Origin of the sequence: Microtetraspora malaysiensis (genome assembly GCF_050947145.1) — a bacterium.
In the GTDB taxonomy this organism is placed as follows: Bacteria; Actinomycetota; Actinomycetes; order Streptosporangiales; family Streptosporangiaceae; genus Microtetraspora_A; species Microtetraspora_A malaysiensis.
Genome location: NZ_CP191999.1, coordinates 52,706 through 70,342 on the forward strand (window position 1 = coordinate 52,706; position 17,637 = coordinate 70,342).

General features: G+C 67.5%; 26 protein-coding genes. 21 read left to right on the plus strand and 5 right to left on the minus strand.

The annotated features are described in order from the left end of the window. Positions 1 to 38: 38 nt before the first annotated feature. From ACQP1V_RS42985 to ACQP1V_RS43045, 13 genes are all read left to right on the plus strand, one after another. Complete coding sequence (locus ACQP1V_RS42985) at positions 39 to 698, plus strand: hypothetical protein (RefSeq protein ID WP_433426210.1); 660 nt, start codon at positions 39 to 41, stop codon at positions 696 to 698. Next, the gene (locus ACQP1V_RS42990) at positions 691 to 1,083 is read left to right on the plus strand and encodes a hypothetical protein (RefSeq protein WP_433426212.1); all 393 of its coding nucleotides are present in this window, start codon (positions 691 to 693) and stop codon (positions 1,081 to 1,083) included. The genes ACQP1V_RS42985 and ACQP1V_RS42990 overlap by 8 nt, the downstream gene beginning before the upstream one ends. A 65-nt stretch (positions 1,084 to 1,148) precedes the next feature. Then, positions 1,149 to 2,768 carry a DUF3560 domain-containing protein gene (locus ACQP1V_RS42995; RefSeq protein ID WP_433426213.1) on the plus strand — a complete coding sequence of 540 codons (1,620 nt, stop codon included), beginning with the start codon at positions 1,149 to 1,151 and terminating at the stop codon, positions 2,766 to 2,768. Positions 2,769 to 2,910: 142 nt separating this feature from the next. Next, on the plus strand, positions 2,911 to 4,803 hold the full coding sequence (locus ACQP1V_RS43000) for a DNA cytosine methyltransferase (RefSeq protein WP_433426449.1): 1,893 nt from the start codon (positions 2,911 to 2,913) through the stop codon (positions 4,801 to 4,803). 60 nt (positions 4,804 to 4,863) lie between these two features. Then, entirely contained in the window at positions 4,864 to 5,205 is a 342-nt protein-coding gene (locus tag ACQP1V_RS43005; protein ID WP_433426215.1) for a hypothetical protein, read from the plus strand. Then, complete coding sequence (locus ACQP1V_RS43010; RefSeq protein WP_433426217.1) at positions 5,205 to 5,480, plus strand: hypothetical protein; 276 nt, start codon at positions 5,205 to 5,207, stop codon at positions 5,478 to 5,480. The genes ACQP1V_RS43005 and ACQP1V_RS43010 overlap by 1 nt, the downstream gene beginning before the upstream one ends. Then, positions 5,470 to 6,015 (plus strand): DUF6349 family protein, encoded by a 546-nt coding sequence (locus tag ACQP1V_RS43015; RefSeq protein WP_433426219.1) that lies wholly within the window; start codon positions 5,470 to 5,472, stop codon positions 6,013 to 6,015. Before ACQP1V_RS43010 ends, ACQP1V_RS43015 begins: the two co-directional genes overlap by 11 nt. Before the next feature lie 81 nt (positions 6,016 to 6,096). Beyond that, positions 6,097 to 6,375, plus strand: coding sequence for an HU family DNA-binding protein (locus tag ACQP1V_RS43020; protein ID WP_433426221.1), 279 nt, complete (start codon positions 6,097 to 6,099; stop codon positions 6,373 to 6,375). 68 nt (positions 6,376 to 6,443) lie between these two features. Further along, positions 6,444 to 7,019, plus strand: a complete 576-nt coding sequence (locus ACQP1V_RS43025; RefSeq protein WP_433426222.1) for a hypothetical protein — start codon at positions 6,444 to 6,446, stop codon at positions 7,017 to 7,019. 85 nt (positions 7,020 to 7,104) lie between these two features. Next, complete coding sequence (locus ACQP1V_RS43030; protein WP_433426224.1) at positions 7,105 to 8,019, plus strand: DUF559 domain-containing protein; 915 nt, start codon at positions 7,105 to 7,107, stop codon at positions 8,017 to 8,019. 93 nt (positions 8,020 to 8,112) lie between these two features. Continuing rightward, positions 8,113 to 8,376, plus strand: coding sequence for a DUF6364 family protein (locus ACQP1V_RS43035; RefSeq protein ID WP_433426226.1), 264 nt, complete (start codon positions 8,113 to 8,115; stop codon positions 8,374 to 8,376). Continuing rightward, positions 8,366 to 8,695, plus strand: coding sequence for a hypothetical protein (locus tag ACQP1V_RS43040; protein WP_433426227.1), 330 nt, complete (start codon positions 8,366 to 8,368; stop codon positions 8,693 to 8,695). The genes ACQP1V_RS43035 and ACQP1V_RS43040 overlap by 11 nt, the downstream gene beginning before the upstream one ends. Before the next feature lie 16 nt (positions 8,696 to 8,711). Continuing rightward, on the plus strand, positions 8,712 to 9,065 hold the full coding sequence (locus ACQP1V_RS43045; protein WP_433426229.1) for a hypothetical protein: 354 nt from the start codon (positions 8,712 to 8,714) through the stop codon (positions 9,063 to 9,065). A gap of 110 nt (positions 9,066 to 9,175) precedes the next feature. Here the strand turns inward: ACQP1V_RS43045 and ACQP1V_RS43050 are convergent, their stop codons facing one another. From ACQP1V_RS43050 to ACQP1V_RS43060, 3 genes are all read right to left on the minus strand, one after another. Further along, positions 9,176 to 9,988: a hypothetical protein gene (locus ACQP1V_RS43050; protein ID WP_433426231.1), complete on the minus strand. Its 813-nt coding sequence runs from the start codon at positions 9,986 to 9,988 to the stop codon at positions 9,176 to 9,178. Further along, entirely contained in the window at positions 9,985 to 10,857 is an 873-nt protein-coding gene (locus ACQP1V_RS43055) for a ParA family protein (protein WP_433426232.1), read from the minus strand. The genes ACQP1V_RS43050 and ACQP1V_RS43055 overlap by 4 nt, the downstream gene beginning before the upstream one ends. A 164-nt stretch (positions 10,858 to 11,021) precedes the next feature. Next, a complete protein-coding gene (locus ACQP1V_RS43060) occupies positions 11,022 to 11,567 on the minus strand; it encodes a hypothetical protein (protein WP_433426234.1) in 546 nt (181 codons plus the stop codon). Between the two features lie 245 nt (positions 11,568 to 11,812). On the opposite strand from ACQP1V_RS43060, the gene ACQP1V_RS43065 reads away from it, so the two are divergent. From ACQP1V_RS43065 to ACQP1V_RS43090, 6 genes are all read left to right on the plus strand, one after another. Continuing rightward, positions 11,813 to 12,019, plus strand: coding sequence for a hypothetical protein (locus tag ACQP1V_RS43065; protein ID WP_433426235.1), 207 nt, complete (start codon positions 11,813 to 11,815; stop codon positions 12,017 to 12,019). Then, positions 12,016 to 12,387 (plus strand): hypothetical protein, encoded by a 372-nt coding sequence (locus ACQP1V_RS43070; protein ID WP_433426237.1) that lies wholly within the window; start codon positions 12,016 to 12,018, stop codon positions 12,385 to 12,387. The genes ACQP1V_RS43065 and ACQP1V_RS43070 overlap by 4 nt, the downstream gene beginning before the upstream one ends. A gap of 90 nt (positions 12,388 to 12,477) precedes the next feature. Continuing rightward, positions 12,478 to 12,984, plus strand: a complete 507-nt coding sequence (locus tag ACQP1V_RS43075) for a DUF6292 family protein (protein ID WP_433426239.1) — start codon at positions 12,478 to 12,480, stop codon at positions 12,982 to 12,984. 132 nt (positions 12,985 to 13,116) lie between these two features. Further along, entirely contained in the window at positions 13,117 to 13,599 is a 483-nt protein-coding gene (locus ACQP1V_RS43080; RefSeq protein ID WP_433426241.1) for a GntR family transcriptional regulator, read from the plus strand. A 22-nt stretch (positions 13,600 to 13,621) separates the two neighbouring features. Further along, positions 13,622 to 14,470 (plus strand): helix-turn-helix domain-containing protein, encoded by an 849-nt coding sequence (locus tag ACQP1V_RS43085; RefSeq protein WP_433426243.1) that lies wholly within the window; start codon positions 13,622 to 13,624, stop codon positions 14,468 to 14,470. Then, positions 14,464 to 14,682 carry a DUF397 domain-containing protein gene (locus ACQP1V_RS43090; protein ID WP_433426244.1) on the plus strand — a complete coding sequence of 73 codons (219 nt, stop codon included), beginning with the start codon at positions 14,464 to 14,466 and terminating at the stop codon, positions 14,680 to 14,682. Before ACQP1V_RS43085 ends, ACQP1V_RS43090 begins: the two co-directional genes overlap by 7 nt. Positions 14,683 to 14,710: 28 nt before the next feature. On the opposite strand, the gene ACQP1V_RS43095 is transcribed toward ACQP1V_RS43090, so the two are convergent. Beyond that, positions 14,711 to 14,941 (minus strand): hypothetical protein, encoded by a 231-nt coding sequence (locus ACQP1V_RS43095; RefSeq protein WP_433426246.1) that lies wholly within the window; start codon positions 14,939 to 14,941, stop codon positions 14,711 to 14,713. 654 nt (positions 14,942 to 15,595) lie between these two features. On the opposite strand from ACQP1V_RS43095, the gene ACQP1V_RS43100 reads away from it, so the two are divergent. Together ACQP1V_RS43100 and ACQP1V_RS43105 are read left to right on the plus strand one after the other, a co-directional pair. Beyond that, complete coding sequence (locus ACQP1V_RS43100) at positions 15,596 to 15,880, plus strand: hypothetical protein (protein ID WP_433426247.1); 285 nt, start codon at positions 15,596 to 15,598, stop codon at positions 15,878 to 15,880. A gap of 39 nt (positions 15,881 to 15,919) precedes the next feature. Beyond that, the gene (locus tag ACQP1V_RS43105) at positions 15,920 to 16,858 is read left to right on the plus strand and encodes a helix-turn-helix transcriptional regulator (protein WP_433426249.1); all 939 of its coding nucleotides are present in this window, start codon (positions 15,920 to 15,922) and stop codon (positions 16,856 to 16,858) included. A 4-nt stretch (positions 16,859 to 16,862) separates the two neighbouring features. Here the strand turns inward: ACQP1V_RS43105 and ACQP1V_RS43110 are convergent, their stop codons facing one another. Further along, the gene (locus tag ACQP1V_RS43110) at positions 16,863 to 17,390 is read right to left on the minus strand and encodes a hypothetical protein (protein WP_433426251.1); all 528 of its coding nucleotides are present in this window, start codon (positions 17,388 to 17,390) and stop codon (positions 16,863 to 16,865) included. Between the last annotated feature and the right edge of the window lie 247 nt (positions 17,391 to 17,637).

The following is a 17,637-nucleotide window of genomic DNA, read 5'->3' on the forward strand; positions in this document are numbered from 1 at the left end:
AATACCGCAATCCACGCCACAGAAGGAGAAGACGCCACATGGCGACCGCCACGAAGAAGAAGCCCCGCAAGGGCCGCAAGGTCACGCAGGCCATGAAGGACCGCAGCGCCGCCAGCCGCGCCGCAGCGAACGAGGCCCTGCACAACTACGCCGTTCTGTGTCTGTCTGACCCCGCCGAGCTGGAGCAGCTCCGCTCGATCGCCGCGAGCATCGGCTGGAAGTACGACCCCGCATCCACCGACCCCGGCTACTCCCTGCAGAACGTCGCGCTGCTCGCCGCCCAGCGCCGCCCGCTCGTCCACTGCGGCGGCTTCGACTACTGGCTGGAGCAGGGCCGGGTCGTGGCCGAGGGGGAGAACGCACTCGGCACGTTCCGCCACATCGGCCGGAAGAAGTCCGAGGAGGAGCGCGCCGAAGAGAAGAAGCTCGCCGAGGAGGGCTGGCAGAGCACGAAGCGCGGGCCGCGCTACTACGTGAAGCGCGGCACGTTCGACGTGTCTCAGACGGTGCCGCGCGAGCCGTGCAGGCACTGCGGCACCGCGCCGACCAGCCCCGAGGACCGCACCACGCAGTGCCCGCCGACGTGCGCGGTGTTCGTGCCCCGGCCCGGTTCCAAGCCGCCGCGCGAGCTCGTCGTCGAGCTGATGCAGGCCCAGCTCAAGGACGCCGACGAGGACGAGGGCAACGGCGATGAGTGAGTTCACCCTGCGGCGCACCCGGTGCGTACTCGCGGGGACATGGCCCGACGAGTACGCCGACGACATCACCTCCAACGGCTGGGCCGTCGTCAATGCGCCGCGGCCGCTGATCGGGCGCATCACCTGGGAAGGCCCGTTCATCTGCGGCATCTTCTACGCGGCCGGGCCGTACGACCAGCTCGCGGAGCGGTGGCGTGCCGACGACGCGACGCTGCTCGTCCCCATGGCGCCCACCGAGGTCGTCGCGAAGATGCGGGCCCTGGTCTGCGACTACGGCTACGACTTCGCCGAGGTCGCGGCCGAGGTGCCCGACCAGATTCGCATGTGGGCCGAAGACCACGGCCTGCCCTGGGACCAGGGCTGGCTCACCTCCATCACCGGCTGACCCCACCCGCATCAGCGCAGGGCGGCGGGCTGGCCGCCCTGCGCTTCGTCATGAAGCGAGGAACTTTGATCACGATCAAGCACACCCACGAGGACGGCACGCTCGTCTACGGCACCCGCAAGGGCGACGGCGTGTACGACATCATCCGCAAGTACGAGAACGGCAACTTCAAGTTCTTCCCCTCCCTCCGCATGATCGGGCTCCGCAACTCGCGTGACCGGGTCGCCGACCGGTGGGCGATCAACGCCGCGGCGGAGGCCCTGCGCAAGGCGGGGTTCGAGGTCGAGGTCGAGATCGACGACAACTTCCGCGACCGCGCCCAGGTCCTGGAGGACAAGGCCGACCGGCTGGAAGACCGCCGCGACGCGCTGGAGGCGAAGGCCGACCGGCACGCCGGCGTGGCGTCGGCTGCGCACGACCGGGCTCACCAGATCAGTGAGCGGTTCGCGGCTGGCCAGCCCATCCTGGTCGGTCATCACTCCGAGCGGGGCGCCCGCGCCGACCGGAAGCGGATGGACCAGGCGATGCGCAAGAGCATCGACGAGAACGACAAGGCGCAGGACGCGGCCCGCCGCGCGAACGCGGTCGGCAGCCAGATGCGTCGCTCCGCGACTCCGGCCGTGACCGCGCGTCGGATCAAGACGGCTGAGGCCGAGCTGCGCAAGATCCAGAAGTCGTTGGACGGACACACCCGCAGGCACCTCGACCACGCGGGCCAGCCGTACTACATCGAGGTCCACGATGCCGCCACCGGCGACCACCGCGAGAGGCTACTCGCCCGTAAGGCCCAGCTTGAGAACCAGCTTGGGTACGACCGGGCGCAGCTCGCCGCCGCTGTCGAGGCGGGCGAGTACGTCGAGTGGGGCAAGCACAACGTGCACGTGGGCGACGTCGTGCGCTACTGGGGGCTGCGGCCGAGCACCGTGGTGAAGGTCAACAGGACCACTGTGGCCGTCGAGTCTGGCTACTCCTGGCCTGACAAGGTGAAGTTCACCGACATCCGCGCCGTCGAGTGCCCGCACGGCGAGGACGGGCCGGCCGTCATCGCGCCGAGCCAGCCTGCGAAGAAGGCCCAGGCCAGGCCGAAGGTCGAAGTGCCGAAGCTCGACACCGAGAAGCTGCAGGCGGCCGCGACCCGGGCCGACAACGTGCGGGTGGGCCGCGACCGGGAAGCGTTCGTGTCCCCGCCCGCCGTGGTGGAACGGCTCATGGAGCTGGCCGAGATCGAGCCTGGCATGGCCGTCCTTGAACCCTCGGCCGGGACGGGGAACATCGCCGCGGCCGCCGTCGAGCGGGGCGCGGTCGTGGACTGCGTCGAACTCGACCAGGGCCTGGCGAACGTCCTCGTCGAGCGCGTCCCCAGCGTGAACTGCATCCGCCGTCAGGACTTCCTCGACCTGGAGCGGGTCGAGCAGGAGGCGTACGACCGGGTCGTGATGAACCCGCCGTTCTCCGGCGGCAAGGACATCCTCCACGTCACCCACGCGCTGCGCTTCCTCAAGCCCGGCGGCCGCCTCGTCGCCGTCATGGGCGCCGGGATCATCTTCCACCAGTCCAAGACGGCCGAGAAGTTCCGGGGCCTGGTGGAGCAGCGCGGCGGCGAGTTCGAGCCGCTGCCCGCGGGCTCGTTCGCCCCGGCGACCGGCATCAACACGGTCGTCGTGGTCATCCCCGCCGAGAAGTGATCGCGCGAGCCCGCCGATATCGGGCTCGCGCTCCACGAATCCTACGGCCCCGCCGCGCGACGGCGGCGGGGCCTTTCCCCTCGTTCACCAGCAAGGAGAAACAGTGGCCTACTACCGCCACGACAGCGACGCCGTCACCCTCATGGACTGGTTCTGCGGAGCAGGCGGCAGCAGCCAGGGCGCGCACGCCGTGCCGTACATCCGCGTCGCTCTCGCCGCCAACCACTGGAAGCTCGCGCTCGACACCCACGCGACGAACTTCCCGAACGCCCAGCACGAGCAGGGCGACATCCGCGAGGCCGACGTCCACAACTGGCCCATCGCGATGATCCACTGGGCCAGCCCAGAGTGCACGAAGTGGTCCATCGCCCGGGGGGTGAAGCGCACCTTCCACAACGAGAACCAGACCACGTTCTTCGACCTGCCCATGACCGAGGAGGAACTGGAGCAGGAGAACGCCGACAGAGAAAGCCGGGCCCTGTCCAAGCAGGTCACCGACTACCTCGAAGGTGTCATCTCGCGCGGCGGCCTGGTCCTCTGCGGGGTCGTCGAGAACGTCGTAGACGAACGCGAATGGTCCGGGTGGGACGACTGGATCCGGCGCTTCCACCGCATGGGCTACCGGACTCGCCTCGTCGCGCTGAACTCGATGCACGCCCAGCCGGTCCACACGCTGGCCGCGCCGCAGTCGCGTGACCGGCTGTACCTCGTGTACTGGCACGAGAGCATCGGCCGCACCCCGGACTTCAACAAGTGGCTGCGCCCGTGGACGTACTGCCCGACCTGCGACGAGATGGTCCAGGCCGTCCAGGCGTTCAAGGACCCCACCAGGGACATGGGCCGCTACCGCGCCCAGTACCTCTACAGATGCCCCCGCGTAAAGTGCAGGAACGCCGCCATCGAGCCGCCCGTGCTCCCCGCGGCCGCCGCGATCGACTGGTCCAACCCCGGCAAGCGGATCGGAGACCGCGACAAGCCGCTCGCGCCAAAGACGATGGCGCGGATCGAGGCCGGCCTGAAGAAGTACGCCCGCCCGATCACGTTGGAGGCCGCGGGCCACACGTTCGAGCGCAGGCCCGGCGTCCGCACCTGGCCGGTGGACGCGCCGCTCACCGCGCAGACCACCACCGCGACGAAGGCGATGGCGGCACCGCCCATGATGGTCCCCACCGGAGGCACGTGGCGGGAAGAGCCGACCTCGGTGACCGAGCCGATGCCGACCCGCACCACGCGCGAGAACGACGGCGTGGCCATCCCGCCGTTCCTGACGCTGCTGCGGTCCGGGCGGCCTCGGAACATCGGCCTGGACCAGCCGCTCGCCACGGTCGTCGCGGACGGCTCCAACCACGGCCTGGTCGTGCCGCCGCTGATCGTCCCGATGGAGGGCCGCGACGGCAAGCAGGCCGCACCCGCTACCGAGGCGATGCGGACCCAGACCGGCCGGGCCGAGAACGCGCTGGCGTTCCTCCCGTTCATCGCCGAGCTCCGCGGCGGCAACAGCGAGACCCGCCCTGTCAGCGAGGCCTTGGCCACAGTCACGGCGTCCGGGAACCACCACGGGCTCACGATCCCGCCCGGCTTCGTCATGAGGAACAACGGCAGCCAGGGCAACGGTGGGGAGCACTGCACCGACGTGGCCGAGCCGATGCGCACCCTGACGACGAAGGGCCACCAGTCGCTCGTCACCTGGGAGCAGTGGCAGACGCTGCTCGCGCCGTACTACGGGAACGGCCAGGCCCGCCCGGTCGAGCAGCCGATGGGCGCACTGTCGACCCGCGACCGCTACGCCATGGTGTCCGGCGACGCCGAGATCGACCCCATGGACGTGTTCTTCCGGATGCTCGACCCGCACGAGGTCGGCCGCGGCATGGCCTTCACCGATGGCTACGTCGTGCTCGGCAACAAGCGGGAGAGGGTCAAGCAATACGGCAACGCCGTCACTCCGCCCGCCGCCGAGGTCCTCGTGTCGCTGCTCGTCGAGTGCTTGACCGGCGAGGAGCTGGAGCGGTTCGCCACCCCGCTCGCTACCTGCTAGCGGTTCCGCAATCAGCTATCGGCCCCGCCGTACGGCGGGGCCTCACGGAAGGAGAACACCATGCCCAAGACCCCTGACTGGGACAGCCCGCACATCCGCTCCATCAACCCCGCCGCCCGTGACCGCGTCGGCTGGTACGACTCCACGCCTGGTCTTGCACCCTCGTACCGGGGCCGGAAGATCCCCATCGGCACGGTCGTCCAGGTCGTCGACCCACTCTTCATCCGCACGAAGGGGTGGAGTGGCCGGATCGTCGAGCACATGATGGACAGCGACGGCACCTACACCGGCCTTTCCATCGCCGAATGCCTCGACACCGGCGGACAGCTGAACAAGCGGGTCGGCCGGGCCGACCAGGTGGAGATCGTCCACTGCACGGTCATCGACGGGGGGAACTCCTGATGGTTACGTGCTTCCACTGCCGCGAACCGCTCGACGAGTGCAGGCGCACTCTGCTGGCCGACGCCACCGACAAGGCAGTCAAGGAGCTCGGCTGGAACCGCTTCGTTAACGGCACCGAAGCCGACGAGCTGATCCGGCTGGGGTCCGCGTGGGACGCCGCCGCGACCGTGAACGAGCTGGTGGACCTCGTCGTGGCCCTGGACTACGGCATCACCGTCGAGGGGGCGTACGAGCGGGCTCGCGCGCTCATCGAGGAGGCCGCCTGTGCCCGCTGAGTCGCGCGGCGCCGTTGCGAAGCACACGATGTGGCAGCAGATCACGCCGGGCGAGCGCTGGGGCATCTGGTGCATCCTGATCAACCAACCCGGATACACCAGCAGCCGCCTCACACCTGTCGTCTCCACCGCACCGGACCACCGGCCGACCGTGCTGTCCCTCGGCATCGAGCCGGGCCGCAGCATCAAGCGGGGCGGATGCCTCGGCTGCGAATGGGAAGGCCCCGACCGGTCCAAGCAGACCGACGCCATCGAGGACGCCCACGACCACGCATGGCCCGGCTGGCGGGACCTACCCGCGGTGAAGCCCTGCAAGTCCAACTACGCGAAGTGGCGCGCCGAGGTCGATCGCGCCTACCCACCCGGATGGATCGACGCTGGCGGGCCGATCGTCACCGTCCGATCCGACTCCAGGTTCAGCCGTCACCTCGTCGGCCAGTCACCCGGCGGCGGCTACGACATGGCCGCCACCTGGTACCAGCCGAAGCGGAAGAAGACCGCCCCACTGCAAGAGCCGTTAGAGCTGGGAGTCTGACGCGTTCGGCGTGTCACTTGCGTCTGTCGCGTGCTTTACGGTTCTGTACCAGCGAAACCGTCACACACCGGGGAGTACGGCATGAACAAGAAGGAACTGGCCGAGGAGTGGGGCAAGCGGACCAACGCCGAGTCCAAGGCGGCCGCGACCAGGGCTGTCGACGCGTTCATCAACATCATCCGCGACACCCTCGCCAAGGATGAGGAGGTACGGCTGGGCGGGCTCGGCGTGCTCACCGTCGTCGACAAGGCCGCACGCGAAGCCCGCAACCCCAACAACAACGCCACGATCCACGTCCCGGCCAAGAAGGTCGTCAAGTTCCGCCCGGCCAAGGACCTCACCGAGGCCATCAACCAGTAGCACCAGCTCGTCGACGGCCTGCTGCGGGGGCGCGGGCCGCCGACGATTCCCCTCACGAAGGACACCAGATGAAGCGATCCGACATGGACGCCGCCCTCGAGGAGCTGTACGCCCAGGTGCCACAGCCCGGATGCAAGGGGCTATGCGCCGACTCGTGCGGGCCGATCGGCATGAACCCGCGCGAGCAGCAGCGCATCCGCGAGCGAGGCGTGCGCATCCCGCACTACCAGGACGCGCTGGCGCAGCTCGTCGAGACAGGGGACTACACCTGCCCCGTGCTCAAGGACGGCCAGTGCGGCGTGTACGACGTCCGGCCGATGCTCTGCCGCCTGTGGGGCGCCATCGAATCGATGCCCTGCACCTACGGCTGCACCCCGGAGGAGGGCCTGCTGCCGGACGCAGAAGCCTCCACGCTGCTGGCGCAGTCGCTCGACGTCGGCAAGCCGGACGCGATGAACGCCGAGGAGCTGGGCCGTCTCCAGCGGAGGTTCGATGACCCGAAGTTCCGGCGCACTGTCCGCGAGTACGTGAAGACTAACCGTCGAGCGCCGCAGCCGGAGCAGGTCACCGCCGAGCTGCGGAACGCGGCTGCCGGATATGGCCTCTACCCCAGCCTCACGAAGAAGCCCCGCCGGCGCGGATAGTACGCGGGGCGCGAGCCGATCGGGGGACGGCTCGGGCCCCGTCCACCAAGCCACGAGATCCAATCGCCACACGAAAGAGAGAACGATGACCGACACAGGGACCAAGCTGAGCACGAACTCGGCGCTATCGTCGATCTATCTCGCCGGAAAGATCGGCAAGAACGACTGGCGACACGACGTCGTCAAGGATCTGCGCGGCGCCTGGGGCACTTTCGGTGAGAACATCCACGAAGACTGGCCGGTGCTGGAACTCGCGGTGCTCGACCGGTTCAACTACGTCGGCCCGTACTTCATCAGCGACGACCACGGATGCTGGCACGGAGCCGGGACACACGGGTGCGGCCGAGACGGCGAGGGCGGCGGCTGCTCCAGCGGCGGTCCGCACCGCGAGCTGGTCCGGGACCTGTGCCTGACCGCCATCAGGCGAACCGATGTCTTCTTCGCCTGGCTCGACGACACGACGGCCTACGGCACCCTCGCCGAGATTGGCTATGCGCACGCGCTCGGCAAGCGGATCATCATCGGTGCCCCGAAGTCGAGCACACTGCTCGACGACGACATGTGGTTCGCCCAGACGATGTCTGAGACCGTGCTGTGGGCCTCCACGCCAAGGGAAGCGCTGGAGCAACTCATGGAGGCGAACCCGCGGCTGGATTCGCCCGTCGAGTTCGCGTTCTGGTCCGAGTGGCAGTCCAGCTGTGAGAACTACCCACTCCTGAATGGGCTCGTCGCGCGGCATGCGGTGCTGGGCGGGCGCTATCGCCTCGACTTCGCTCTGCCGCAGCAGAAGATCGGCATCGAGGTGGACGGGTGGCTGTTCCACTCCGACAAGGACGTGTTCACCACGGACCGCGAGCGACAGCGCCGCTTGGAGGGTGCGGGCTGGCGCATCATCCGCTTCAGCGGCGAGGAGGTCGCGGCTGACGCGGCAGCGTGCATCCGGGAGGCCGCGCGACTCGTCGCGTCCTTCGAGGCTCACGCCACCTCGCGGAAGTACTAGCAGAGCATAGGGCGCGGGCCGTACGTGCTGTACGGCTCGCGCCCTTCGTGCGTTCCAGTGACGAGCATGTTTTTGTGCTCTACTCTGGAGGGCATGGCCACCACACGAGTAAACCTCACCATCGAGGAAGGCGCGCTCGCCGACGCCCGCGACATCGCCGAACAGCAGCACGTCTCACTGTCCGACTACGTCACCAGAGTCCTCGAAGCCGCGAATACGGAGTACGCCGAGCGCGGAGCCCAGGAATGGGAGCAGACACTGGCCCAGCGGCTCCACGGATGGGACCAGTTCGTGGCGGAAGCCCACGCAGAACTGGCCCGCACACCCATCACCGGTAAGGCGGACCATGCGGCGTAACGCCCCAGCGTTCGGCGACATCTGGTACGCCAAAGGAGGCGTATACGGGCCTGAGCCGGTCCTGGTGATCAGCTCACCCGCGATGACGCGGCTAGCCCCCGACACCGCCGCAGTCGTCCCAGTGATCCGCCTCGACGACCCGTGGCCCACGCCGCCGCCGCAGATCGCCGAGAGGATCCCTGGCGTCGGCATCGCCGCCCTCACCAAGTTCAACACCATCCCGGTCGGATGGCTGATGGACAACGAGCCGTCCGCACGGCTCGACCCCAGCCGGCACGCTGACGTGGCGCGCCGCATCCGGAACCTCATCGGCCCCTGAATTGGGAGGCGCCCTGGTGAACGTAGATGACTTCAAGGCTGGTGCTGAGGCCCTGCACGAGGCGGCCCGCTACGACCAGGACGTGACGGTGCACGACCTGTACCAAGCGGGCTCGTACTTCACTGAGGCGCTGCATGCCCTGAGTTCGCTGGCCTCGCAGGCCGACGAGCAGGTCGAGTTGCTGCCCCAGCAGTTCATCCTGCACACCGACGACGGCCAGCCGACGGACGAGCACGTGCGGGCCGCCATCGTGCACCTGACCGAACTACGCTCGCTGCTTCAACGTGCTGGTGAGTCCGCCAGCCGCTACCACGCGGCGGTCGGGCACTTGGGGGTCGCAGTAGACCCGGACGCCAAGCCGGGGGACTGATTCTGGCCCGGCCGTGAGCGGTTAGGATCATGACCGCTACGGGGCGACCCGGGGGTTCATACAGTCATGCGAAGGGGCGGGAGCCGTGCGGCTCCCGCCCCTTCGTCGTTTCACTCCTCGGTCGGCGCCTCGTCCTTCGGAAGATCGGCCTCCAGCTCGTTCAGCGCCTCACGCAGCTTCGCCGCGATGTGCCGCGCCGCGGTCGGCTCCTCCTTCGCGAGCTGGCTCAGCCCGCGCAGGTCCTCGAACGCGGTGAGCGCCTTCTGGTAGCGGACCAGGACCGTCGAGGCCGGCCCGCCGGGCGGCGGCGGCTGCGGTGACTCTGGATCCGGCTGGCCGTTCAGGTAGCCCTTCTCACGAGCCACCCGCTCCAGCGACTTCGCCGAGGGATACCCGGAGTGCGCGGCCGCGTCCCACACCTCCCGTACGGCCTGCTCGCCGTGCTTGAGCACCGGCACCAGGACGCGGGCCTGCCCCTCCTTGATCTCCCGGTCGGTGCGGCCCTCGAGGGCTTCGACGACCGGGACCGACTGGATGAGACGGCTTGCCTGCGGCGCCCCCATGTCGAGCCGGTGCCGCAGGTAGCTGCCGAACGAGTCGTACCCGACCTGCTTGTACAGCTCGTGGTCGCGGATCGCGCGCAGGGCCAGGCCGACGCCGATCAACCACTGGGTGGTGACGGTCCGGATGTGCTGCTCGCACTCCTCCAGCGTGGGCGGCGTGTCGTCGTTGCCAAATTTGGCAACGGCCGGCGCGGCCGCGGCGGTGCGCGGGGGTGCGATGGTGCCGACGATCTCGCCGTCCGAGGTGATCGGCGGCGCCTGCGGCGGTGTGCGGCCGATCAGCTCGTCAACGACGCTCGTCCCAGCGCTCGGCTTCGTTGACCCGATGGAGAAGCGCGGCCCTGATGTCTTGCTACTCATGCCGTGGGGACCTCGACGAGCTGGGCGGCGAGGTACTGGAAGTCCTTCCGCACCGTTGCGGTGGGCGCGTACTCGTGCAGCGGCAGCCGGATCGACTCCAGAGACGCCTCACGGGCTTTGACGGACTGCCGGATGCCCATGATGAGGGAGTCGGGGTAGTCGTTGCACAAGGCGTCGAACACCTCGCTGGTGAGGTTCGACTTGAGGACTTCCGACAGCAGGACGGCGGCGATCTTGAGCTGAGGGGCGAGCCGCTGCTTGGTCAGGGTCAGGGTGCGGTTCAGCTCGGTGAGGGCGTTCAGGTCGAACCCGGACGCCTTGAGCGGGATGACGACGTTCGGCGCACCAACGAGCGCGGCTACTGAGAGCTGGCCGAGCGCGGGCCCGCAGTCGGTGATCTCGACGTCGTACGGGTCGGTGGTGTTGTTGATGGCCCAGTCGATGACCTGCTCGACGCCGGGCGGCGGCGCGAGCTCGACCTGCTTGAGCGAGGTGTACGACGGCACGACGTACAGGTTCGGGACGCGAGTCGGGTAGGTCACCTCGTCGGGGGATGCTTCGCCCTTGAAGAGGTGGAGCAGGTTCGCGGGCTCGTGGTCGGCGCCGTCGTCGAGCTGCGGGGTGAGCCAGTGTGTGGTGCCGCCGAGCTGGGCGTCGACGTCCCAGACGCGGACGCGGAGCCCCTTGAGTGCGAGTTCGCAGGCGAGGCAGACCGCGGTGGTGGACTTCCCGGATCCGCCCTTCTGCATGATGCAGCAGAACCGGGCTGGCGTGGTGATGGGTTTGAAGCTGGCGGGGACTCGCGGCTGGAGCCATTCGGGGAGTTCGTCGCCCGTTGGCGGGGGCGCGATGTGTGGTGTGGCGTGCATTGGTCCTCCTGTGATGAGTACGCCACGCCGACAAAACGACATGACGCAGGGGACATCCTAGAGATGGCTCTTGGTGCGAGCACGCAGAAAGGCCGCCACCGCAGGGGGTGGCGGCCTTTCTGTTGGCCTCATCACAGGTCCGGCGCAAGCATACCCGCCTGGGATCACTCGTAATTCGGGATGCCGAGCCGGTCGAAATAGGCGGACAGGGCGTCGTTGATGAAGTCCTTCCCGCCGAGCTGTTCCTGCTTGCAGCCAGCCACGAGCCGGGCGCGGGTGTTCGGTTTGAGTCGGACGACGGTCTTCCGGGTGTCCTCGTTCTTTGGTGTGCCGGGCAGGCCCGGGTTCGGGTCGCGGGGCACTTGCAGGTCGCTGTCTTCCGGCATCTCCGCCGGGATGGGCGGGACCAGCACGTCGCAGTAGCCGTTGATCGCCGCCTCGAACGTCCACTGGACGCCGTTGCCGGTTTGGTCGCAGGCGGTGGTGAGCCGGGCGTCGACGTCGGCGAGGAGGTGGGCGATGGTGGGCTTGAGGGTGGTCCAGACGGGTTTGCGTGATCGGATTCCGGCGGGCTGTCGCCGCGGTGATTGCGGTTCCGCTTCCGGCGAGCCGGTCTTGGCTGTCGGGGAGGCTGACGACTCGGGGTCTGCTTCGAGAAATAGGGGCTGCGGTGGTGGCGTCGTCCGGCGGGTCTCGTGTGCTCTGGGCATGGTGGCGGTGTTCTCCGGGGCGGGTGTCGTGCTGTGGCGTGGGGTTCCACGTTACGGCGTTTCTTTTGTCTTGTCTCATTGTCGGTTTGTCGCGTTGCGTCGATATCGAATTCTGATATCCGCAATGTATGCTCATATCTCCAATTGTGGTATTATCAGAATGATCACTTAGCTATTCGATGATCACCGCAAAGAACCGTCAACAGCGGTTCCGCTGTCGACACACCGCCACACGGAAGGACCCCATGGAAACCCCCACCACCGACCCGTACGAATACACCGTCGCCGGATCACCCGTCGCCGTCCTCCACACAGACGGCACCGACATCATCGAGATCCTGCCGCTGCCCGGCGGCCGCACCCTCGAAAGCAGCCTCACGGAGATCACCAAGGGGCAGGCCCGGAGTCTCATCCGCTCCCTGCAGGCCGCCATCGACGAGGAAGACGCGTGACCGCCCAGCCGGCCGAGCGAGCCCCGCGCATGCGCGAGGTGTTCCGCTTCGGCTTCTACGCCTGGAACATCAACCTGGCGGAGGACATCGTCCAAGGCCGCGAACCCGACCACATCCGCGTCGACGAGGCCGGGCCCCTGTTCTTCGTCCGCATCGACGAGGCCTACGCCGCCACCGTGGACCTCACCAAGCCCCTGATCCTCGCGCCCTTCGCGGACTGCGGGAACCTCGTCATCGACGGCTGGCACCGCATCTGGAAGGCCCGCCGCGACGGCGTCGAGACGCTGCCCGCGCACCTCCTCACGCCCGAGGAGGAGTACCGGGTCCGCATCTACGGCGGCGACAAGGGACAGGGCTACTACCGGTGACCTTCCGTTCTGACTGCCGATAGCGGAAACGCAATCCGCCGCCCCGCCCACCCCGGGCGGGGCGGCACCACCTCTCACCTGGAGAAAATGATGAGCACGAGCATCACCGACGCGCACGAGCCGTACATGATGACCTGCGCTGAAGCGCTCGCCGAGTCGGGGATCAAGGTCCACTCCACACAGACCGCGTCCGGCTGGCCCCGCCACGGCGTGGTGCGGCTCGGAAGCCCCGACGGCGCACCGGCCGATCTGGTGCTCGCCTGGAACGAGGAGCTGGGCTGGGCGTACGGCACCGCGGTCCCCGGCCGCGATCCGCTCGATGTCCTCGACCGCGCGAAGGTGTTCGGGAAGAGTGTCCTGCCCACTCCGGACCAGCTCGTGTCGGACGTGTACCCGATTCTGATCAGCCGCAGGCGGGTGTCCATCCCGCCCGGCCCGCATCGGTCCTGGCGCGACGCCGCTGACGGCTTCGAGGCAGAGCTGATCGCCTACGCCACGGGAGAGCGGTATGGCGCCGCAGCGGTGGGCATGTCTCACCGTGATCAGTTCGGTAACGGTCGCGCAGCGACGCAGCCCGCGGGTAGCGGCGGAGCGTAGTCTCGCCGGTACGTGTCTGCATCACGTTGCGAAGCCCCGGCGCTGACGGTGCCGGGGCTTCGTCATACCCACCCGACAGTTCTTGAGTTCTGAATGTATGCAGAGGTATCCGAAATGTATTACGCTGCGGGCATGCCCCGCACCAGACCTCGCACCCCCGTGCCGATCTACGCGTTGATCGTCGACGCCATCAAGGGCGACATCGACAGCGGTAACCTCCGGCCCGGACAGAAGCTCCCCACCGAACAGGAACTCTGCGACCGCCACCAGGCGTCGCGAGACACCGTCCGCCGTGCGCTTGAGATCCTCCGCGAAGACGGCACGATCTACACCCGCCGGCCCGAAGGCTCCTTCGTCGGCCCCGAGGACGCGCCGCAGATCCGTGAGGCCCGGCCGGCTGAGCAGTTCGCGGCGAGCCTGGCCGAGGAGATCCGCCGCGGCGTCTACCAGCCCGACGAGGCCTTGCCGTCCGAGAACGAGCTGGTCGAGCGGCTCGGCACGTCGAAGAAATCCATCCGAGGGGCGATGGAGCTCCTGCGTGAGCGGGGGTGGGCCTACACCGTCCCCAAGATCGGCACCTTCGTCGCCGCACGCGACAAGTGGCCCGCGGCCTGAGCCACACACCGCGATGCACCCCATGCGAGAGCGCATCAGCCCGCCCCTGCGCAGACGGCAACTCGGCCGTCTCCTGCGCGGCCTGCGGGTACAGCAAGGCTTGACCCTCGACCAGGTCGCGCAGCGCGTCGGCTGGAGCCGGTCACGCGTCGGCAAGCTCGAGACCGGTGAGACCCGCATCGGTCTCGGCGACCTCTCTCGGCTGCTCGATGTCTACGAGGCGGACAAGGAAACCCGGCTCGGCTTCGGCCGGTTGGCCAAGCAGGCGTACGCGACGCCGTGGTGGCAGCCGTACAAGTACGGGCTCGACGGCCTCGGCGAGTTCGTGTCCTTGGAGACCGAAGCCCGGCGCATCCGCTACTGGCAGCCGCAGCTCGTCCCCGGACAGTTGCAGACCATGGAGTACGCGCAGGCAGTCCTGCGATCCCACTACCCGTGGGAAGACGACCTCCTGATCACGATGCGGGCACGCGCTCGCATCGCACGACAGTGGGTCACCGACTGCGAGGACCCGGTCATCGTTGAGGCCGTCATCGGGGAGGCCGCGCTACGTCACCTCGTCGGCGGCCCGCAGGTAATGGCCGGGCAGCTTGACGCGCTCGCTGATGCCGTCTCTCGGCCGAATATCCAGATCCGGGTTCTGCCCCAGTCAGCCAGTGCACACGCTGGACTGTCCACCGGGTTCTTGCTCCTCAACGTGGCCTCCATGCCGGAGATATTGTTCCTGGAGTCGGGAGTGGGCGGCATAATCGATCAAGGCCCGCAGGTGGAGGAGTTCACGGCGCGGTTCGCTCACATCGCTGACTCCGCGCTCTCCTCCGGCGAGTCTGTCGAGCTGATTGCTGCGATCAGGAGAGACATCGAGTGCTGACCGAGAACTGGCGTACGGCGTCGGAGTCCGGGAGTTGCGTGGCGGTCCGCCGGGACATGCTGACCGGTGATGTCCTGGTGTGCGACACGAAGGACGACGGCAAGGGCCCGGTGCTCGCGTACACGCCTGCGGAGTGGTGGGCGTTCAAGCGGGGGATGGTGGCGGGCATGTTCGACCTGCCGGAATGGAACGCAGAACCGCCCCGGGCGTAGGTGCCCGGGGCGGTTCTGCGTCTTCGCGTCAGCGTTGCCTGTGCTCGGTGAACCCCAGCGTGTAGGACGAGCTGGTTGGGGCTCGCCGCCGGCGGACCGCGGCAGCGGCCGCGATCGCCACGATGAGGCAGACCGGCGCGGTAACCACCAGGTCACCGTGATCGGTGGGTGGCCCGATGAGTTCGGCCTGGAGCGCGACGTACGCTGCTGTCCCTGCCGCGAAGGTCAGCATGAGTATGGCGACCATAGTTCGTCTCATGGTGCCTTTCCTGCATTGGATTTGCGTGCTTACGTTCCCACCATGTCAGTTGGGAGATTCTCCCGACATGCCCGCAGCCTTGGGTGACGCTAGATCGTTATCGTTCCAAGCCTCCCCTTAGGAATGCACCCGCAGACGGCGTCAACTCCTCGGGCATGCTTTTGTCCGCCGTACTTTGTCGAATAAGTGACATGTCGAAAATACGGCGTAGCGGAACGTAGACAAGCGGCGCGAATACCACTTTCATGGTCACCGCGCGTGACATCCAGCCCTGACAGTCAACACGATCTGTCAGTCGCTCCCCGCGTCCTGCCCCACCCCCTGGAGTGACCATGAAGATCCTGCATAAGTCGCTGCTGGCGCCTGCGGCTGCTCTCCTCCTGGCCGTGACCTCGGCCACCGCCTCCTACGCCGACACTGACGCACCTCCCCCAGCGGTCGAGACGGTCAGTGACGGCACGACGCCGGCCCCTGCGCCCACTGTCAACCCCGTACGGCACCGCCACAGTTACCACCGGCGATGCACCAACCCCACTCCACAGCCGAGCCCGACCCCGACGCCAGAGCCGAGCCCGACCCCGACGACTGACGCTGAGACGACCCGCCACACAGGCGGAATGTGACCACGCCGCACGCACACACCTTGGAGGAGCCATGATCCGCTGGGAACGCCGAGCCTGGCTGATCGCGAGCGTCGGCTGGGCCGCGACAGCCATCGCTTTATTCGTCTCACCCGACAACAAGGGGGCGATGGCCTGGGACAACGTCGCCCTTCTAGTGCTCTGGACTTGCACCGTTCCACTGCCGATCACTGCCTATTTGCTCGTCGGACACCACCGTCAGCGCCGCGACAAGAAACTCGTAGCGGAGCTCGGTCGGCGTCACGCACAGACGATGGAAGACCTGGAGCGCCATTTGATCGACAGCCTGAAATGCTGACATGATCACCGCGTTGTCAGGACATGGGAGATACGAAACATGCGACAGGTGCTCGGTCTCAGCGACAAACAGGAACTCCTGTACCGGCACCTGCTCTTAAGTGGATACACCAGCCGCGACGACCTCACCGCGCTGTTCGGAGAAGACGCCGAGCTTGACCTGCGCGAGTTACGGTCACGAGGCCTGATCCACAGCGACCCGCCCGTGGCGCGCCGCCCATCGGCGGCGCTCCAGCGCGACCTGCTCCACAGCGAAACCCGGTTCCGCGCACTCCATGCCGCCGTGGAGGAGCTGGACGAGCTGTACCGCGACAGCCACCCCGTTGAGGTCCTGTCGAGCCTCACACGCATCCAATGGCAGTTCGAGGAGATCCACGCGACCGCACGGCAAGAGGTGATGCAGCTCGTCACCCACCCGTTCATTGCACTCAGCGACCCGGACGGGCCTGCGATGTCCGCCGACGCTGATGAGGACCATCCAGCCAAGTGCCGGATCGTGTACGAGCGGGAAGTGTTCGACAACGCCGTGGCGGTGGCCGGCCTGGCGCATTCAGCGGGCCGAGGCTGCGAGATTCGTCTGGCCGAGCGGCTGCCTCACAAGCTGCTCATCGGTGATCGGATGGTGGCGATGACGCCGCGCTACCCGCGGGGCCATCACGACGGCAGTCAGATGCTGCTCGTGCATCCCGGCACGTTGTTGGATTTCCTCGTCGCGGTCTTCGAGGCCGAATGGGAACGCGCCATGCCGCTCCAGACGGACCCCGGTTGGTTCACTGAAGTGGGCCGGAGTGAGCTGGACGCCGACGAGAGGCTGATTGTGGAGATGCTGTCACGGGGCGTGAACGTGGAGCGGATTGCCGCAGCGCTGCGGGTCCATAAGCGGACGGTGGACCGGCGCGTGGAGGATCTGAAGCGGAGAGCTGGGGTCACGACGCTGTTCCAGCTCGGCGGCTACGCGGCGCGTAACTGGACGAACTGACCGTTCATCGGCCCCGCAGGATACGAACCTGAGCCCTGTAGCCATCGAGCGTTGAGCGGATCTGGGACAGGAGGACTTTCTCCATCTCGTCTCGGTCTGACTGGCTGACGTGGAGCGAGCGGATTTCGGCGAGCATTCCTTGTAGGGCCTGCTGTACCGATTCGGGTGTGAGGTCGACGATGTCGGCCAACGCGGGGTCGGCCTTGGTGCGGTTGCGAATCCATTCACGGAGCAGGTCAGCGGCTATTTCGCAGCCTGCTTTCTGCAAGTCGTCCGGGGTGACGACGCTTGCCATCGCGAGGTCGTTGATTGCTGCGGCCATGAGGACGATTTCCCGGTCGTCGGGTCGCCTTTCGCCGCTTTCGATCCGCCGCCAGGTCGGCTCGGAGAAGCTTTCGCCGGAGAGTTGTTCGGCGCGCTTGGAGGCTGCGCGGACGGAGATGCGTCTGCGCAGGGGTCCTGGGTGCTCTCGGCGGTCGGTTAGGAGTGCGGCGACAGGCAGCGGGGCTGCGGTCTTGTCGGGCTTGGTCACGGCGTCCCGTGTCCTTTCGTGGCGATGTGTGGCGCTGTATCGGCGCAACGGTATCAACAAGTGCGTCATGTCGTACCTATGTCTACGTGATGCGTCACTGACTGTCAGTAGCTTTGCATCTCAATGCACCTGACAAGTGGTCTGTGACGCGTCTAGACGCATCTGACGTTGAATTGTGCGTCACAGTGCGCTAATGTCGGTTATGTCGGTACGCGTTTCGATCACGCGTTGACCTGCAAAAACAATC

Coding starts and splice junctions, on each gene's coding strand:
- ACQP1V_RS43105 (WP_433426249.1), top strand. CDS start 15,920: ATGCGACAGGTGCTCGGTCTCAGCGACAAACAGGAACTCCTGTACCGG.
- ACQP1V_RS42990 (WP_433426212.1), top strand. CDS start 691: ATGAGTGAGTTCACCCTGCGGCGCACCCGGTGCGTACTCGCGGGGACA.
- ACQP1V_RS43025 (WP_433426222.1), top strand. CDS start 6,444: ATGAAGCGATCCGACATGGACGCCGCCCTCGAGGAGCTGTACGCCCAG.
- ACQP1V_RS43085 (WP_433426243.1), top strand. CDS start 13,622: ATGCGAGAGCGCATCAGCCCGCCCCTGCGCAGACGGCAACTCGGCCGT.
- ACQP1V_RS43080 (WP_433426241.1), top strand. CDS start 13,117: ATGCCCCGCACCAGACCTCGCACCCCCGTGCCGATCTACGCGTTGATC.
- ACQP1V_RS43000 (WP_433426449.1), top strand. CDS start 2,911: ATGGACTGGTTCTGCGGAGCAGGCGGCAGCAGCCAGGGCGCGCACGCC.
- ACQP1V_RS42985 (WP_433426210.1), top strand. CDS start 39: ATGGCGACCGCCACGAAGAAGAAGCCCCGCAAGGGCCGCAAGGTCACG.
- ACQP1V_RS43100 (WP_433426247.1), top strand. CDS start 15,596: ATGATCCGCTGGGAACGCCGAGCCTGGCTGATCGCGAGCGTCGGCTGG.
- ACQP1V_RS43065 (WP_433426235.1), top strand. CDS start 11,813: ATGGAAACCCCCACCACCGACCCGTACGAATACACCGTCGCCGGATCA.
- ACQP1V_RS43075 (WP_433426239.1), top strand. CDS start 12,478: ATGAGCACGAGCATCACCGACGCGCACGAGCCGTACATGATGACCTGC.
- ACQP1V_RS43030 (WP_433426224.1), top strand. CDS start 7,105: ATGACCGACACAGGGACCAAGCTGAGCACGAACTCGGCGCTATCGTCG.
- ACQP1V_RS43060 (WP_433426234.1), bottom strand. CDS start 11,567: ATGCCCAGAGCACACGAGACCCGCCGGACGACGCCACCACCGCAGCCC.
- ACQP1V_RS43035 (WP_433426226.1), top strand. CDS start 8,113: ATGGCCACCACACGAGTAAACCTCACCATCGAGGAAGGCGCGCTCGCC.
- ACQP1V_RS43040 (WP_433426227.1), top strand. CDS start 8,366: ATGCGGCGTAACGCCCCAGCGTTCGGCGACATCTGGTACGCCAAAGGA.
- ACQP1V_RS43055 (WP_433426232.1), bottom strand. CDS start 10,857: ATGCACGCCACACCACACATCGCGCCCCCGCCAACGGGCGACGAACTC.
- ACQP1V_RS43010 (WP_433426217.1), top strand. CDS start 5,205: ATGGTTACGTGCTTCCACTGCCGCGAACCGCTCGACGAGTGCAGGCGC.
- ACQP1V_RS43005 (WP_433426215.1), top strand. CDS start 4,864: ATGCCCAAGACCCCTGACTGGGACAGCCCGCACATCCGCTCCATCAAC.
- ACQP1V_RS43095 (WP_433426246.1), bottom strand. CDS start 14,941: ATGAGACGAACTATGGTCGCCATACTCATGCTGACCTTCGCGGCAGGG.
- ACQP1V_RS43020 (WP_433426221.1), top strand. CDS start 6,097: ATGAACAAGAAGGAACTGGCCGAGGAGTGGGGCAAGCGGACCAACGCC.
- ACQP1V_RS43050 (WP_433426231.1), bottom strand. CDS start 9,988: ATGAGTAGCAAGACATCAGGGCCGCGCTTCTCCATCGGGTCAACGAAG.